The following is a 15,609-nucleotide window of genomic DNA, read 5'->3' as shown; positions in this document are numbered from 1 at the left end:
AATAATTATTTTGATGATACTATGTAAAAAGAAAAAAAATAATCCGATGATAAAAGCAATAATTATCATTTGATAATTGGGATTTAATGTGTTCCAAAAAGAAAATGTATTGCTTATAATTTGTTTTTTATCGATGATTTTAAAACCTCACTAATAATTGTATTTTTCGATGTTCAACATTATTAAAATGCTATATTAAAAGTCTAAAATAGTTTTAGAAAATATTTTAATAAACAATAAACACCAATATTAATTATAAGTGATTTTGGATTTTTTCAAACTTGTTTTAATGATTAGTTTGTTTTTTAAAATAATTTTTTTAATTCGGGGTTAAAAGCTTTGGCTTTAATCATTTCAATTTCGCGTTTATAAGGTGCTTTGTCATTGATATAGGGAGTTTCTAAAATTTTAGGGATACAAGCAAAAGCACGATGATAGATAATTTTGAGTAAAGTTTCAAAACCGATTTTGCCAAAACCGATGTTTTCATGGCGGTCTTTGTGACTATTACATTCGTTTTTAGAGTCGTTAATATGAATTACAGAGATATTTTGAAATCCTAAAATGGAATCTATCTTTTGGATAATTTCTTCTAAGTTTTCTTTTAAATCATAGCCAGCATCAAAAAGATGACAAGTATCAAGACAAAAAGAAACTCTTGTGTTGTTTTTAACTTGGGTTCTTATTTGTTGCAATTCTTCTAGGTTTTTCCCAATTTCAGTTCCCTTGCCTGCCATAGTTTCTAAGGCAACTTGGGTTTTTAAATGTTTAGTTTTTTCAAAAATTAAATCAAGGCTTTGAGCAATTAAACTAATTCCTTCTTGGGGGTTTGTTTTGAGATAGTTTCCTGGATGTAAAACCATTTTATTAATTTTCATTGCTGCAAAACGTTCTAATTCTTGGGATAAAAAATCAATTGCAAAAGCCCTTTTAGTCTCGTCGGGATTAGCAAGATTTATAATATAAGGAGCGTGCCCTACCAAATTATTTAAAGATAAATTGTTGTTTTGGACAATTTCTAAGGCTTGTTTAATTTTTAATTCTTCGGTTTTGGTTCTTATCGTATTTTGTGGAGCACCGCTATAAACCATCAAAGCATTAGCACCATAAGAAATGGCAGTTTGGATGGCTCCTTGAAAATTATGTGGTTTTTTCATAGCAACATGGCTTCCCAAAAATAACATGATAAAAGCTCCTTTATTGGTTTGTTTTTTTGATTTATTAGTTATAAATTAGTTTAGTTTTTTCTTGATAATTATTTTTGTAATTCGTTAATTTATTTTTTTGATGGTTTTTGTGATTTGTATTTGGCTTTTGGTTTGAATTTTGTTTGCAAAAAAGTACTTTTGCTTTTGGGGGATTGGTTTTCTTTTTGGTTCTTTTTCTTATAATTGGGTTTTACTTGTTTGCTTTTAGTTTTTTTGTTGTTGTTTGTTTCTTGGACTGTGTTTTGAGTTTTATTTGGTGTTTCCAAAGTATAATCTTTATTATTTTCTTTTTTAGGAAGTTTGGATTCTTTGGTAAATTTGTTTTGTTTGAAAAATTGTTTTTGGCTAGATTGGCTAGATTGGTTGTAATTGTTTTTTTGGTTAGTTTGATTGTTTTGATTTTTTTGAATGTTTTTGGTATTTTTATTGTTTTTATTTGGCTTATCAGTTTTGGTAGTTGTAATAGTTTTGTAATTTTGAGTTCTTATAAAACCATCTTTATTTAAAGAGGCTTGATGAAAAGTAATTCCTAATTGAATTAATTTATTAATTTTGTCTTTTTGTTTAATGTCTTGGGGGTCGTACAAAACAATGATTTCACCTTTTTTGCCCATTCTTGATGTTCTACCACTTCTGTGGAAAAAAAATTCAAGGTGTGAAGGTAAGTTGTAGTGAATAACACAAGAAGCATCAAAATCAATTCCTCTAGCTGCAAGATCTGATGCAATTACGTACTGATATTTTAATTTATGGATAGCTTTAAGGCTTTGTTTTCTTTGTTTAACTGATAAAGCAGAGTTGTAATTAAGCAATTTGAGACTGTCATTTTGTAAAGTTTGAAATACTAATTCTTGTTCTTTTTTTTCATTGACAAATACGAGTGCTAAATAAGGATTAAGGACTTTGGTAAGATGAATTAAGGTCTGCATTCTGCTTGTAGTTGTTTCTAATAAATAAAAAGTACGATTAAGATTACTTTGTTTATAAACATCAATAAAAGTAGATTTACCAAAATAACGATTAATAAAAGGTTTTAATTGTTCGGTAATGGTAGCTGAAAATAATAAAATTTTGGCTTTAAGATGATTAATTAAAGGGTCTAGGGAAGTTAAAAATACCTCATCAAACATCATATCAGCTTCATCAAGGACTAAATAAGATACATATTTTAAGTTAATTTTTTTTAGTTTAAACGCGTATTCTAATAACTTATCGGGAGTTGCAATAATTAATGGAGGTTGTTTTTTTTCAAAAGTAGCAATTGCTTTTTGTTTATCCATTCCTCCGTAAAGAATTTTGGTAAAATTAGTTTTTTCAATTTGTTTAAACATTTCCCATACTTGAAATACTAAATCATTGGTAGGGACTAAAATAATTGCTTGAGTAAATGGTTTTTGGAAATCAATTTTACTTAATATCGGTAAAAGATAAGCATGGGTTTTGCCTGTTCCTGTAGGAGCAATTCCTACTAGATTACCTGGTTTTTCAAATTGTGAAAAGACTTCTTTTTGGATGGGAGTTAAAGTTTGGAATTGAAGTTGTAATATTTTTTTTTGAATATAGTTTTGCAAGTTAAAAACCTCCTTAAATCATATATATTATACCAGTATTTTGGTAATTTGGAAGTATTTTAGTAATAAATTAATTTTGTTGCAATAAATTGTTGAAAAAAACTTATTTCCAGTTAAAATATAAGTAAGTCTTTGACTTGATTATAAATTATAATGACATATATTAAGGAAAGAAAATAGGGTAATGAAAACAAATAAAAATAATAAGAATAATGATAATAAGAAAAAGAAAAAACAAAACAATAATGATTTAAAACAAAGTAAGAAATATAATAATAAAACGAAATTAACCAAAGATAATAAAAATATTAAATCAAATAAAAAAGGTTTTAACTTTAGTTTTTCTAATTTATTATCTTGGGGTGTTGTTGTTTGTTTGTGTTCAATTCCTTTATATTATATATCTGCTACTGTTTGGGAACAAATAAAGAAATAATTAAAATTTAATCTAAGATATAAAAAAAACTATTTTCTTAATGAAAATAGTTTTTATCTTTATATATGGATTGTTTAGTTAATCAATTGTTATTTAGTATTTTTGTCTAATTCTTCTTTTCCTTTGGGAGATAATTCTTTGTATATTACATTATAAAGATTTTGTTGTTCTTTTAAGGCATAATCTAATTTTATCTTGTCTCTTTTAATTTCAGTTTCTAGATTATTTTTTGCCTTAATTGCTTTTTGTTTTGCAGCTAACTCGGCTTCGATTTTAGTTTGTAATTCCCTTTCTGGTGTTATTCCCCTCATTTGTTGCTGATATAAATTAAAATTTTTAATATGTTCATCATATTCCTTTTGATATTGTTCTATTTTGGGGTCTTTTTCTTTAGTAGCAATTTTTCTTTGTAATTGTTCAATTTTTATATGATAATCTTCAATCTCTTTTTTTATTTCTTTTAATTCATTAATTTTGTTGCGGTCCAAGCTTGTTTAGTTATTTTCTGATTCATTTTTTCCTTTATCAATGAATGATTTATCTTTATCTATGTTGTTAATTAAGTCGTTATTGTGTTTAATTCCATCATCTATTTTAATCATTTCTGGTAATTGTTGGTTTTGAAAAGTTGCAGCTTTAATGCGTTCTAATGCTTCATCAATCTGTTGTTTATATTCGTTATATGCTTTTGGTGATAATTTATTTTTTAGTTTAGGTAGTAAAAAAGATTGCATTATGTGTTTCACGAAGTTTAAACCGTCTTCTTGGGTTTGTTCAATTCCTTTTCTTTCGATTTCTTGTTTTATGTCATCCATTTTATTTTTAATATCTAAAGGTGCATTTGCCATATAGTATTCAAATTCAAATTTAGAATTAAGTTGTCTAAATAAATGAAACAGTTAGTTATTACTTCCTGTTGTGCTTGTAGTTGTTTTGCTTGTGTCTTCTTTGGCAGGTTCTTGTTTAGATTTTAAAACCCAACAAATACCTAAAATTAATCCTAACATTAATACTGTAAATGCTACTGTTAATATTATAAAATTTTTATTATTTTTTTGTTGTAAATGCATTTTCAATTCCTTTTTATTTAATTTATTAGTTATATTGAATTAAGTAATTTCTCTTTTTCTCTAAGTTTTTCCAATTCTTCTAAAATATCATTAACTTCTTTTATTAATCTTTCTTGAAGTTCTTTTATTTCTTTTGCTTTTTTACCGTCTGAATTTGATATTGCAGTTTCGAAATCATTTTCAGAATCTTTTAATGGTTTTTTAATTTGTGATAATCTTAGTTTTAATGATATTTGTTGGGAATTAATTTGTTCTAGCATAAGTTGTTTTTTTGTCATTTTCGGTCTGCCTGATATCATTTCATTATTGCGTTCAATTTCATCATCTATTTTACCTATTAATTTTTTTGCTTATTCATTTGACTCTTCTACTTTTTTACTTTGTGTTTTGTTTTTTTGAAACTCTTCGATTGATGTGAATATAAAACAAATAACAAAAAATACAATTGCAATTACAACTACAGGTTTATTTACTTTTTTTATCTTTAATAAATGGATTCCAAAAAAACATTCCTTTACTCTCCTTTTAGTTTTCAGGGAATAAAAAACTCCCTTACCTTTATTTTACTCTTTTTTTTGCAAGTTTTTTGCTCATTTTCCATTACTTTTCTCATCTTTTATATCATTTTCTTATCTTTTCTTACTTTTTGCTAATCTTTTTTGTTATAATTAACAAAGAAATTATTATTTATAAATAATATATATAAGCCGATATAAATATAAAGGAATATATTAAAGGAATTAAAATGAAAACCAATAAACATCAATTTATTAAAGTTCGCGGAGCTCGTCAAAATAATTTAAAAAATATTAATATTGATATTCCCAAAAATAAATTAGTTATTATAACAGGATTATCAGGTTCTGGCAAATCTTCTTTAGCTTTTGATACTTTATATCAAGAAGGAAAAAGAAGGTATGTAGAATCATTAAGTGCTTATGCTAGACAATTTTTAGGTAGTTTTGAAAAACCTGATGTAGATAGTATTGAAGGTTTGAGTCCTTCTATTAGTATTGACCAAAAAACAACTTCTAATAATCCTCGTTCTACTGTGGGAACTATTACAGAAATATATGATTATTTAAGATTAATTTATGCCAATATTGCAGTTCCTTTTCATCCTGAAAAAAATATTGTCTTAGAAAAACAAACCAAAGAACAAATGATTACTAAAACTAATCAAATATTTTCCAAGCAACTAATATTAATTCTTGCTCCTATAATTGAAAGAAAAAAAGGTACCCATCAAAAAACCTTAGAAGCTCTTGCCAAAGATGGTTTTAATAGAGTAATGATTAATGATACTATTTATTTAATGGATGATATTCCTTCTTTATCAAAAAATCAATATCATAATATTTATGTAGTAATTGATCGTTTTGAAGTTAATTCAGATAATCAAACTCGTCTTTTTGAAGCCTTAGAACAAGCTCTAAATTTAGCTCAAGGAAAAGTTTTTATTATGAATTATCAAAGTAAAAATAGTAATGATAGTAATAAGAATGAAAACAACAATAAAAACCATCAAATATTAAAACTAAATTGCAATTATCATTTAGAAGGCATTAATTTTGATATTCCCTTGCGCGAATCAAGACTTTTTTCATTTAATACTCCTTTAGGAGCTTGCCAAAGTTGTAAAGGGATTGGAAAAACAGCAGAAATTGATTGCGATATGATTCTAGATTATGAAAAACCATTAAATAAAGGTGCAATTTTAATTTTTAAAAGTAATAATGAATATAATAATTTTGCTAGCAAAGAACAAGAATTAAAAGCTGTATGCAATCATTATCAAATTGATATGACTGTTCCTTTAAAAAAAATAGATCCCCAAAAACTAAATATTATTCTTTATGGTTCACCTGACCAAATTCCTTTAACGCCTCCTTTGCGTTTTTCTCGTTTTTCCAAAAATACCACCACCAAAACTCCTAAATATGATTTTTTTGAAGGTATAGCTTCTATGCTTAAAAGACGTTTTGAAGAAACAACCAGCGAATGGCTCAAAAAATGGATTTTTAATTATATGATGGAAAAAAAATGCAAAACATGCCAAGGACAAAGACTTAATCAAGGGGCTTTACTTTTTAAAATTAATAATAAAAATATTTATGAAATAACTGATTTATCAATTGAACAAACCCTTGCTTTTTTCCAAAATTTAGAATTGTCCAACGAAGAGAAAAAAATTATTAATTTAGCTCTCAAAGAAGTTATTAATCGTCTTACTTTTTTACAAGAAATTGGGTTAGGATATCTTTCTTTATCGCGCAGTGGAGCAACTCTTTCGGGAGGAGAAGCACAAAGAATTAGACTTGCTACTCAAATTGGCTCCCAACTTTCAGGAGTACTTTATGTCCTTGATGAACCTTCCATTGGATTGCACCAAAAAGACAACGATCTTTTAATTAAATCACTTCAAAAAATGCGAGATTTAGGCAATTCTTTAATTGTAGTAGAACACGATCATGATACAATGCTTGCCTCTGATTATTTAATTGATATTGGTCCTCAAGCAGGCATTTTGGGAGGGAAAGTACAAGCTTTTGGCACACCCCAAGAAGTAATGCAAAACAAAAACAGCCTTACAGGAAAATACTTATCTAAACAAATCCAAATTACATTTCCCAAAACTAGAAGAAAAGGCAATAAAGATCATATTTTAGTTACCAAAGCTTCTAAAAATAATCTTAAATCAATTGATGTTTGTTTTCCTATGCAACAATTAATTGTAGTTACAGGCGTTTCTGGTTCGGGAAAATCTACTTTAGTAAATGATGTTTTACTTGATTGTTTACAACAAAAATACAGCAAAAAAAACAAAACTCAACAAAAAGATTTTAGTCATTTAGTAAACGATTTTAACAAAGTCAAAAAAATAGTTGAAATTTCACAAGACCCAATTGGTAAAACTCCTCGCAGTAATCCCCTTACTTATACTGGTGTTTTTGATGAAATTAGAGAACTTTACTCCAAAACTAAAGAAGCCCAAATGAAAGGTTATCAAAAAGGGCGTTTTTCTTTTAACGTTAAAGGCGGTAGATGTGAGGCTTGTAGTGGCGATGGAGTTAAAAAAATATCTATGCATTTTTTACCAGATGTCTATGTTATGTGCGAAGCTTGTAAAGGAACTCGTTATCAAAAAGAAACTTTAAGCATCAAATACAAAGATAAAACTATTGCAGATATTCTTGCTATGAGTGTTGAAGAAGGGGTTTTATTTTTCCAAAATCATCCCAAAATTAAACATCAATTAGAAATTTTACAAAATGTAGGGCTCGGCTACATTAAATTAGGACAGTCCTCGCCAACTTTATCCGGAGGAGAAGCCCAACGAGTTAAATTAGCAAGCGAACTACACAAAAAAGTTTTTCCAGGTGCTTTGTATATTTTAGATGAACCTACCACAGGACTTCATTCAGAAGATGTTAGACAATTGCTTAAAGTTCTTCATCAAATGACAGATCAAAAAGCTACTATTGTTGTAATTGAACATAATTTAGATGTAATTAAAAATGCTGATTATATCATTGATTTAGGTCCTGAAGGAGGAGCTTGTGGCGGATATGTAGTTGCAACAGGAACCCCAGAACAAGTAAGCCAAAATGAAAAAAGTTATACTGGTAAATATTTAAAAAAGATTCTTAACGAAAAAAAATAAATCCAAAATTTAAAGATGCAATCAAACTTTGAATTTAGATAAATCCCAACTAACTACATCCCAAACATTGGACTAATTAAAATCAATTTAACAATTTAAAAAACTAATATTTAAAAAAAATTGCAAAATGGGCAAAAACAAAAACCACTTTTAAACTCACAACAACCAAACAATTTTAGGAAATATTTTATCCTTCTACAAAAAAATATTTTAATTGTAACCTCACCAAAAAACCATTTAATCAGAAAGCAAAAATTACTAATAATTTCAAGAAATATTTAGTTATTATGGTATAATAAATAGTAGGAAAGAAAAGTAATTTACACAATTACAAAATTTATAAATGACGATTATTTTTCTACCACAAAATATTTATAAAAAAGATTAAATGAATTAAAAAAAGCTAAAAAATTAAACTAAATAAACCCGCGAACCCAAAAAACAACTTTTAATTTAGTTAAAAAAACTTAATTATAAATTAGTTGCCAAATTGTAAAACAAAAATGCAAAAACCCAACTTGTTTCCCCAAAAAACAATTAACACTAATTTAATTGGAATTTGCTTATATAATCAATATATAAATGAAAAAACTCATAATTATTTGCAACTATTTGCACCAATTAAACCAAATAACCCCCCAACAACAATATTTTTTAGTTTTTATTGATGCTTCATAATCAAAATAAATAACACCCCAAAACATAAAAAAACCCCAACAAACCAAAAAGAAAAAGGTATTAAAAATGGAAATTAAAAAAATCAACGATCAAAAAGTACAATATTTTTTTGAAGTTTCTTCAAAGGAACTAGAAACCCAACTGGCTAGTGCTTATGAAAAAATTAAACCAAAAGTAGAAATTAAAGGTTTTAGAAAAGGGCACGTTCCAAGAAAAATTTTTGAAAATCGTTTCGGTAAAGACAATTTATACTCCGATGCATTAGAAAATATCGTGCAAACCAAATATCAAGAAGTCCTACAAAAAAAAGATTTCGAAAGTATGGGAATGCCTCAAGTAATTGATTTAGACGAAAAAAAACTTAAAGATAATCAAAATTTTACTTTCGGACTGGAATTTATCGTTAAACCTAAAGTTACTTTAAAAAAATATTTAGGGTTAGAAATTACAAAAGACGATCTTGAAGTAACAGATTATGAAGTGGAAGAAAAAATAAATTCCTTATTAGAAAAACAAACAACTTTGGAATCCAAAACCCAAAACGACTTTTTGGAATTAACAGACATTGCTATTTTTGATTTTGAAGGCTTTGTTGATGACAAACCTTTTGAAGGTGGCACTGCCAAAGATTTTAGTTTAGAAATTGGCTCTGGTCAATTTGTACCTGGTTTTGAAGACCAAATGTTAGGGATGAAACAAGGACAAACCAAAGACATTAATATCACTTTTCCAAGCGATTACCACCAAAAAAGTTTAGTTAATCAAAAAGCTGTTTTTAAAGTAACTCTACACCAAATCAAAACTAAAAAAATACCTCAACTAACAGATAATTTGGTAAAATCACTTAAACTTGTCAATGCTTCAACCGTAGAAGAATTAAAAAACAACACTAAACAAACTCTTTTAGCTCAAAAAAAACACAAAGACAAAGAAAACGTTGAAAAACAAGTAATAGAACAATTAGTTAAAAATTCCGAATTAGAAATTCCTCAAGAAATTGTTTCCCAAGAACAAATCCGCCTCCAAAAAGAATTTGAAGCACAATTAAAACAACAAAATTTAACTTTGGAACAATACAAACAATATTTAGGTATTGATGATGAAAAAATGGAAAAAGAATTCAGCCAACAAGCACAAAAAAACATCCAATATCAACTTATTATGGAACAAGTTGCAGCCCAAGAAAAACTAACTATTTCCCAAGAAAAAATCGAACAAAAATACCAAAACTTAAGTAACCATTACAAAGTTCCAGTTAATCAAATCAAACAAAACCTTCCTGAAAAAAACCTAAAACATTCTCTTTTGATGGGTGAAGCCTTAGAACTTGTTATTAATAAAGCTGTTGTTGCTAAATAAAATTTATCACCCCACCAAAAAATCACTCCACAACTTAAAAATGAAAAAGTTTAAAAGTTAAAAAAATATCGAAAGGATGAAAATATATGAAAACCAAAAACAAAAAATTAAAATCCGATCTTTCTATGGATGCATTTGAAGATATTTTTCAAGAAATTCCTGAACAACTTCCAGTTGTAGTTATCAGCGAAGTAATGCCTATTCCAAATGTTGATTTTCGTATTGAAGTATCAGACAATTCTTATTTAAAAGCTTTAAAAGAGTCAGAAACTAACGCAAATTCTTTTGTTATTCTTTTAACTCAAAAAGATTTATCACCCAAAAAACCCAAACTAACTAACCTTCAACGTTACGGTGTATTGGCACAAATAATTACCAAAGTAAAAATCCCTCACGGCGATTTTAAAGTGAGATTTCGCATTTTACAAAGAGTAAAAATTGATAAATTTTTGCAAAAAGAACCTTTTTTAAAAGCCTCATATGAAAAAGTCAACACCATTTATGGAAACGTTGAAGAAGAAAAAGCCTTAATCAAGCTAGTTATAGAAAAAATTATGGACAAACCTTTTCAACTGCTTGTTCAAAACACCAATAATTTTTTAGATATCATCAAAACAGAACCAGAAACAGAAAATATCACTGATATCATTGTTTTTAATTTAAAAATCGATGATTTAGATAAATATAAATACCTTAAAGAAGCTCACCTTAATAAAAGAATTTTTTATATTCTTCAAGACATCCAAAGTTTACTTATAGGACTTGATTTAGAACAAAAAATCAATGAAAAAGTAAAACAAAGTATTGATGAAAACCAAAAAGAATTTTATTTAAGAGAAAAAATGAAAGTGATTCAACTAGAATTAGGGGAAAAAGCCAAAAAGGAAGAAGAAATTGCAGAATTGCGAAATAAAATCAAAAAAACTCCTTTACCTCCTGAAATCAAAAAAAAAGCTTTACAAGAATTATCACGTTACCAATCATCATCATCTTTAATGGCAGAATCTTTTGTAATTAAAAATTATCTTGATTTTTTACTGGAATTACCTTGGGGCAAAACCAGCCAAGATGAAAACGATTTAGTTGCCATTGAAAAAACCTTAAATAACCAACATTACGGACTTGAAAAAGTCAAAGAACGTATTTTAGAATATGCAGCAGTCAAAATAATGACTAAGAAAAACCCTCAAAATATTTTATGTCTTGTAGGTCCTCCAGGAGTGGGGAAAACCTCACTTGCTTCTTCTATTGCCAAAGCTTTAGGACGCCAATTTGTCAGACAATCCTTAGGCGGTTTAAAAGAAGAATCAGAAATTAGAGGCCACAGAAGAACTTATATTGGAGCTATGCCTGGACGCATTCTTGCAGGCATTAGAGACGTCAAAACAATTAATCCTGTCTTTTTATTAGACGAAATTGACAAACTAGTAGCCAATTATAACTTTGATCCTGCATCAGCTTTATTAGAAGTCCTTGACCCACAACAAAATATTAATTTTATGGATCATTTTTTATCCGAACCATTTGATTTATCCCAAGTATTATTTATCACCACTGCCAATTACCTTGACAATGTTCCCGAAGCTTTAAAAGACCGTATGGAAATTATCGAAGTAAGTTCTTACACTGAAAAAGATAAAATTAACATCGCTTCTAAATATCTTTTAAAAAAACAACTCAAAAATCACGGAATCACTGACACAAATTTAGTTATTGACAATGATACTATCCTTTATTTAATTAGACATTACACCAAAGAAGCAGGAGTAAGAGAGTTAGATAGAATCCTTGCAGAACTAGCTAGAAAAACAGTTAAAGAATGTTTAATTACCAAAAAAGAACAAGTAATTATTACTCCTCAAAACGTTACTAAATACTTAGGTAAAGAAAAATACCTACATCTTTTAGATGAACAAAAAGAAAAAATAGGCTCCACTAACGGACTTGCCTATACTTATTTTGGAGGCGATTTGCTTCCAGTAGAAGTTACTTATTACAAAGGTAAAGGACAATTAGTCCTTACAGGTAAATTAGGAGAAGTCCTTAAAGAAAGTGCTTATACTGCTTTAAGTTTCATCAAAGCTAACTGTCAAAATTTAGGAATTGATGCCAATATTTTTGCAGAAAACGATTTTCACATTCATCTTCCAGAAACAGCCATTCCTAAAGATGGTCCTTCAGCTGGAATTACTATTGCTACTTCCCTTTTCTCTGCAATTACGCAAAAATATGTTAAAAAAGGTTTGGGAATGACAGGAGAAATTACTTTACGAGGCAATATTTTAGCTATCGGAGGCTTAAAAGAAAAAGCTATTGCTGCTAATCGTAGCGGTCTTGACACTATTTTTATTCCTCAAGAAAATATCAAAGATATTGAAGATATTCCTGAAGAAGTAAGAACTAAATTAAATATTATTCCTGTATCAAACATTTCTGATGTTTTTTCGCAAGTATTTGTTTGATTAAGATATAAAAAACACCATCTTTAAGATGGTGTTTTTTGTTTTTATACATAATTAAAAAGTTTTCAAAACTTCAATTATTATTTAATATTTATTTTTTTCGATAAAAATTACAAAAGAATAAAGGGGCAAAAAATCATTTACAAAGAAAAATTTACTTTCCTCCAATATTTAAATCCCCTACATAAACGCTAGAACTACCAAATCCTGAAGTTTGAAATTCAAAATCATTAGCAATGGTGTCTACATTTTTAAGAATATCAAAAAAATTACCAGAAACAACAATCATTTTAACAGGAGTTGTAACTTTACCTTTTTCAATTCTAAAACCACTAGCTTGTAGGCTAAAATCTCCACTAACAGTTTTAATTCCTGCATGCATCCCTACTAAATCAGTAATATAAATACCATTTTGAATAGGTTTAATCATTTCTGAAAAACTTTTTTTGCCAGGCACCAAATAACAATTAATCATAGAAGTACTGCCATCAAAACCGTTTCCAGTTGGAGCTTGTTTAAAAATGCGAGCAGTTTTTAAGTTGTGGATAAATCCTTGAAAAACTCCTTTAGTAATAATGGGTTTGGTTTGGCAAGCTACTCCTTCATCATCAAATTTTTCTTTAAAATAAGCCCCATCGTTTAAAGGATCATCAATAATACTAACTTTTTCAGAAGCAATTAAACAATTAACTTTATCTTTTAATTTAGTTAAGTTGCGATAAGCACTTGTACCAGTAAAAATATCGCTGAAACTTTCCAAAAGGTCTGCAAACATTTCATTAGAAAAAACAACTGGATATTTTTGAGATACCAAAGATTTAGCTCCTAATTTTTTTTCGCCCATCTCAACAATTTCAGTACCTAATTTAACAGGATTGAAGGTTACAAAATCCTTAGCTAAAATACTTTTGCCATAACTTTCAATTTCACCTTCTTTTTGAAAAACCGCAGAAGCATACAAATAAGCAAAGCTGTTTTGGTGCGATAAATTGAGCCCTTTGGAATTTAATAATGTTTTTTTATGACAAACTTCTTGGTAAATAATGCCATTAGTAGCTTGCAAATGGGAACTTTGCAACATTGTTTTTTCTAACTGCAACAACAAACTTTGTTTTTGTTCTAATGGAACTTGCCCAAAATCAAAGTTATTTTCCAATACTTCAGGATAACTGGAAGATCCTTCAAAAATAAGAGCAGGTTCTTTAGAAGTAATTGTTTGGCAATTTTCTTTGAGGGTTTCAAAAGCATTATCAAAAGCGCTGTCAGTTAATTGTTCTAAAGCAATAGAAGTTTTTTTATTGGCAAAAATACCTCTTATAACTGCAGAAGCAACATCGCTCCAAACACAAGCATCTATTTTGCTTTTATCCAAAGATAGTTTAAAAGTTTGACTTTCATGAATTGCAATTTCTAATGCTTCAAAACCTTGTTGCATTCCTTTTTCTAACCATTTTTGATAATTGTTAGGAGTGGGGTTTGTGTGAGTGGTTTGGCTTTGGAGTTTTGGGGTTTTTGTTACGTCGTTTATCATTTTTGATTTCCTCCTACAATCATTTCTTTTACTCTAATAGTGGGTTGTCCTACATCAACTGGTAGAGAACCAGAACAAGAACCACACATTCCTTGACCTAAAACTAAATCATTGGCAACACGGTCAATTTTAAATAAAATATCTGCTCCATGACCAATTAACATCGCTCCTTTAACATGGGTTGTTAATTTACCATTTTCGATTAAATAGCCTTCATTAACTACAAAATTAAATTCTCCAGTAGCAGGAACAACTGTTCCACCACCTAGACTTTTAGCATAAAGACCGTAAGGAGTATCTGCAATAATTTGTTCGGGCGTTTCTGTGCCTTTTTCGATGTAGGTGGAATTCATGCGCGAAGTAGGAGAGTATTTATAAGATTGTCTACGTGAAGAACCGGTAGATTGCATCTTCATTTTGCGTCCGTTTCTAAAATCAATTAAATAACCTTTAAGGATACCTTTTTCAATTAAAAGATTTTTTTGGGTGGGATTTCCCTCGTCATCAAAATTAAGACTGCCCCAAGACGCTTTAATAGTTCCATCATCATAAGCAGTTACAACTTCAGAAGCAACTTTTTGATTTAATTTATTACAAAAAGGAGAAAGGCCTTTAGCAACTGCAGTAGCTTCAAGGGGATGTCCGCAAGCCTCATGGAAAATAACGCCTCCAAAACCATGATTAATTACAACTGGCATAGTTTGAGGTTTTAAATATTTAGCATCTAATAAAGCAACTGCTTGTTTTGCTACTTGTTTGGCAATTGTTTCTAAATCAATTACATCCAAGAATTCCAATCCCATTGCGCGTCCAGGACCTTCAAAGGCTTCTTGCATTTCTTGTCCTCTTTGTGCAACTCCTACAAGCCCACATCTAATATAATTGCGTGTGTCATTTTGATAAACTCCTAAAGTATTAGCAATTAAAACATGTTGTTCTTTTTGGCTTAAAGAGGTGATGGATTGAATAATTTGAGGATCATAATTTTGAATAATAGCCGATAATTTAAGTAATTTTTGGGCTTTTTGTTCTTGAGTCATGCTGTTATAAGGTTTTTGGATAGTATTTTTTAGGGGTTTTTCGGTTTGCAAGGCAATAACTTTATTTGCTTTTCCTTGAAAAGATTTTTTTAATTTTAAAAGCAAGGATAAAACATTTTGATAATCAGTTTTATTGGTATATCCATAAACTTCATCAAAGCCTTTTAATAAGCGAATTCCTACTCCAAAAGTATTAGAAGTATCAGCAGAAACTACATCTTTGCCAATTACTTTAAGGGTATGAGAATAAGCATTTTCAAAAAATAATTCTGCAAAATCAGCTCCCTTATCTAAAGATAAATTTAGAATTTTTTGAATATCTTCTTTATTTAACATCAAATAATATTCTCCTTTATATTGTTTGTAAATCTCTTTTATTTTATCATTTTTTTAAGCTTTTTAAGCATATTATATAAAAGTTTTCCAAATGAATTTATTATTGTTTTGTTAATTTGTTTGTTTTTATATGTTATAATAAAATACACAATTAAAGAGGAGCATATAAAAGCATAAAAACGTTGAAATAAGTATTTTTAATTCGTTTATTGCATTTCATCATCAAAATATTAACTTAAAAAACTTGATATAAT

At 28.4% G+C, this 15,609-nt stretch carries 12 protein-coding genes; 4 read left to right on the top strand and 8 right to left on the bottom strand.

The window, feature by feature from the left end; translation table 11 throughout:
- Positions 1 to 305: 305 nt before the first annotated feature.
- Both OL66_RS03340 and OL66_RS03335 read right to left on the bottom strand, forming a co-directional pair.
- Positions 306 to 1,184 carry a deoxyribonuclease IV gene (locus OL66_RS03340; RefSeq protein WP_011160805.1) on the bottom strand — a complete coding sequence of 293 codons (879 nt, stop codon included), beginning with the start codon at positions 1,182 to 1,184 and terminating at the stop codon, positions 306 to 308.
- 92 nt (positions 1,185 to 1,276) lie between these two features.
- Positions 1,277 to 2,779 carry a DEAD/DEAH box helicase gene (locus tag OL66_RS03335; protein WP_084066042.1) on the bottom strand — a complete coding sequence of 501 codons (1,503 nt, stop codon included), beginning with the start codon at positions 2,777 to 2,779 and terminating at the stop codon, positions 1,277 to 1,279.
- 184 nt (positions 2,780 to 2,963) lie between these two features.
- Here OL66_RS03335 and OL66_RS03330 point away from each other — a divergent pair, with 184 nt between their 5' ends.
- Complete coding sequence (locus OL66_RS03330) at positions 2,964 to 3,215, top strand: hypothetical protein (protein ID WP_034172470.1); 252 nt, start codon at positions 2,964 to 2,966, stop codon at positions 3,213 to 3,215.
- Positions 3,216 to 3,304: 89 nt separating this feature from the next.
- Here OL66_RS03330 and OL66_RS03325 read toward each other — a convergent pair whose 3' ends face one another.
- Genes OL66_RS03325 through OL66_RS03315 form a run of 4 tightly spaced genes read right to left on the bottom strand, consistent with a single transcriptional unit; the run spans position 3,305 to position 4,563 of the window.
- On the bottom strand, positions 3,305 to 3,703 hold the full coding sequence (locus tag OL66_RS03325; RefSeq protein ID WP_034172469.1) for a hypothetical protein: 399 nt from the start codon (positions 3,701 to 3,703) through the stop codon (positions 3,305 to 3,307).
- A gap of 6 nt (positions 3,704 to 3,709) precedes the next feature.
- Positions 3,710 to 4,063, bottom strand: coding sequence for a hypothetical protein (locus OL66_RS03320; RefSeq protein ID WP_034172468.1), 354 nt, complete (start codon positions 4,061 to 4,063; stop codon positions 3,710 to 3,712).
- 51 nt (positions 4,064 to 4,114) lie between these two features.
- On the bottom strand, positions 4,115 to 4,285 hold the full coding sequence (locus tag OL66_RS03925) for a hypothetical protein (RefSeq protein ID WP_156956364.1): 171 nt from the start codon (positions 4,283 to 4,285) through the stop codon (positions 4,115 to 4,117).
- Between the two features lie 29 nt (positions 4,286 to 4,314).
- Positions 4,315 to 4,563 carry a hypothetical protein gene (locus OL66_RS03315; RefSeq protein WP_034172467.1) on the bottom strand — a complete coding sequence of 83 codons (249 nt, stop codon included), beginning with the start codon at positions 4,561 to 4,563 and terminating at the stop codon, positions 4,315 to 4,317.
- Between the two features lie 467 nt (positions 4,564 to 5,030).
- On the opposite strand from OL66_RS03315, the gene uvrA reads away from it, so the two are divergent.
- The 3 genes from uvrA to lon all read left to right on the top strand — a co-directional run bounded on the left by uvrA (position 5,031) and on the right by lon (position 12,448).
- Positions 5,031 to 7,949, top strand: a complete 2,919-nt coding sequence (uvrA, locus tag OL66_RS03310) for an excinuclease ABC subunit UvrA (RefSeq protein ID WP_034172466.1) — start codon at positions 5,031 to 5,033, stop codon at positions 7,947 to 7,949.
- A 744-nt stretch (positions 7,950 to 8,693) separates the two neighbouring features.
- A complete protein-coding gene (tig, locus tag OL66_RS03305; RefSeq protein ID WP_034172465.1) occupies positions 8,694 to 9,986 on the top strand; it encodes a trigger factor in 1,293 nt (430 codons plus the stop codon).
- Positions 9,987 to 10,072: 86 nt separating this feature from the next.
- Positions 10,073 to 12,448, top strand: coding sequence for an endopeptidase La (gene lon / locus OL66_RS03300; protein WP_034172464.1), 2,376 nt, complete (start codon positions 10,073 to 10,075; stop codon positions 12,446 to 12,448).
- Between the two features lie 154 nt (positions 12,449 to 12,602).
- Here lon and OL66_RS03295 read toward each other — a convergent pair whose 3' ends face one another.
- On the bottom strand, positions 12,603 to 13,979 hold the full coding sequence (locus OL66_RS03295) for a TldD/PmbA family protein (RefSeq protein ID WP_034172463.1): 1,377 nt from the start codon (positions 13,977 to 13,979) through the stop codon (positions 12,603 to 12,605).
- The gene (locus OL66_RS03290) at positions 13,976 to 15,355 is read right to left on the bottom strand and encodes a TldD/PmbA family protein (RefSeq protein ID WP_034172462.1); all 1,380 of its coding nucleotides are present in this window, start codon (positions 15,353 to 15,355) and stop codon (positions 13,976 to 13,978) included. Before OL66_RS03290 ends, OL66_RS03295 begins: the two co-directional genes overlap by 4 nt.
- Positions 15,356 to 15,609 lie beyond the last annotated feature (254 nt).

The organism is Chrysanthemum yellows phytoplasma (assembly GCF_000803325.1).
In the GTDB taxonomy this organism is placed as follows: Bacteria; Bacillota_I; Bacilli_A; order Acholeplasmatales; family Acholeplasmataceae; genus Phytoplasma; species Phytoplasma asteris.
The sequence above is the reverse complement of the archived record's forward strand: the minus strand, read 5'-3'. Positions and strand labels throughout refer to the sequence as shown.

Bases quoted from the DNA above. Each gene is read 5' to 3' on its own strand.
- OL66_RS03340 (WP_011160805.1), bottom strand. From the start codon at position 1,184: ATGTTATTTTTGGGAAGCCATGTTGCTATGAAAAAACCACATAATTTT.
- OL66_RS03320 (WP_034172468.1), bottom strand. From the start codon at position 4,063: ATGGCAAATGCACCTTTAGATATTAAAAATAAAATGGATGACATAAAA.
- lon (WP_034172464.1), top strand. From the start codon at position 10,073: ATGAAAACCAAAAACAAAAAATTAAAATCCGATCTTTCTATGGATGCA.
- OL66_RS03295 (WP_034172463.1), bottom strand. From the start codon at position 13,979: ATGATAAACGACGTAACAAAAACCCCAAAACTCCAAAGCCAAACCACT.
- OL66_RS03315 (WP_034172467.1), bottom strand. From the start codon at position 4,563: ATGACAAAAAAACAACTTATGCTAGAACAAATTAATTCCCAACAAATA.
- OL66_RS03330 (WP_034172470.1), top strand. From the start codon at position 2,964: ATGAAAACAAATAAAAATAATAAGAATAATGATAATAAGAAAAAGAAA.
- uvrA (WP_034172466.1), top strand. From the start codon at position 5,031: ATGAAAACCAATAAACATCAATTTATTAAAGTTCGCGGAGCTCGTCAA.
- OL66_RS03290 (WP_034172462.1), bottom strand. From the start codon at position 15,355: ATGTTAAATAAAGAAGATATTCAAAAAATTCTAAATTTATCTTTAGAT.
- OL66_RS03925 (WP_156956364.1), bottom strand. From the start codon at position 4,285: ATGCATTTACAACAAAAAAATAATAAAAATTTTATAATATTAACAGTA.
- tig (WP_034172465.1), top strand. From the start codon at position 8,694: ATGGAAATTAAAAAAATCAACGATCAAAAAGTACAATATTTTTTTGAA.